The 770-nt window shown below is 34.3% G+C and carries 1 protein-coding gene; it reads right to left on the bottom strand.

What is annotated here, in order from left to right:
- On the bottom strand, nucleotides 1–770 hold a 770-nt coding region (locus tag FRY97_RS21975), incomplete at both ends, for a Fic family protein (RefSeq protein WP_147169769.1).

The following is a 770-nucleotide window of genomic DNA, read 5'->3' as shown; positions in this document are numbered from 1 at the left end:
ATTTCGACTCCTTCTTGCAAATCTCTACTTGCTGTAGCTGAAGAAATATCTTTAAAGACTTCCATATAGTCTTTCCTCGAAAATGACCCAATATTCATTGATTTAAAGTATCGTAGTCGATCTTCTCTTTTCATTGTTCTATTACTAAATGATAGTAATTCATCTAGAGATTGATCAATTACTCGAAGCATATATTCTATAAAAATTGTGGATTCGCCCTGCTCATCACTTGCTCCTAATACATCGTAATATTCCCTTTGGTTGTCACTTATTAATGTCTCAAATGGAAGATGCTCAAACACAGGGTATTCTTTTGATAGTATCACACTTTGCCACAATCGTCCCATTCTTCCATTTCCGTCTAAAAAAGGATGTATGAATTCCATTTCGTAATGAAAGACACAGCTTTTAATCAATAATAATTCTTCTGTATTCTTCAGATATTTAAACAAGTCACTCATCAAATAATCCACATTTGCTGCCGGTGGAGCTAAATGTGCTACTTTATCTCCTTGAACGATACCTACATTTTCAGTTCTGTATTGTCCTGGCTTTTCTATTAATCCATTCATTAGAAGTCTGTGTGCCAATAAAAATGATTTTGATGAGTAGGGATCATATTTACCCAAGTTATCATATGCTTCAATCGCATTCTTGACTTCTAGAATATCTTCTTTGGGACCTATTACTCGCTTATTGTCAATTATCGCAGTGATTTGATCCTCAGTTAGTGTATTCCCTTCAATCTTTAGGGAAGAATGGATCGTTTT

The sequence above is a fragment of the Phaeodactylibacter luteus genome (assembly GCF_007993045.1).
GTDB classification, from domain to species: domain Bacteria; phylum Bacteroidota; class Bacteroidia; order Chitinophagales; family Saprospiraceae; genus Phaeodactylibacter; species Phaeodactylibacter luteus.
The sequence above is the reverse complement of the archived record's forward strand: the minus strand, read 5'-3'. Positions and strand labels throughout refer to the sequence as shown.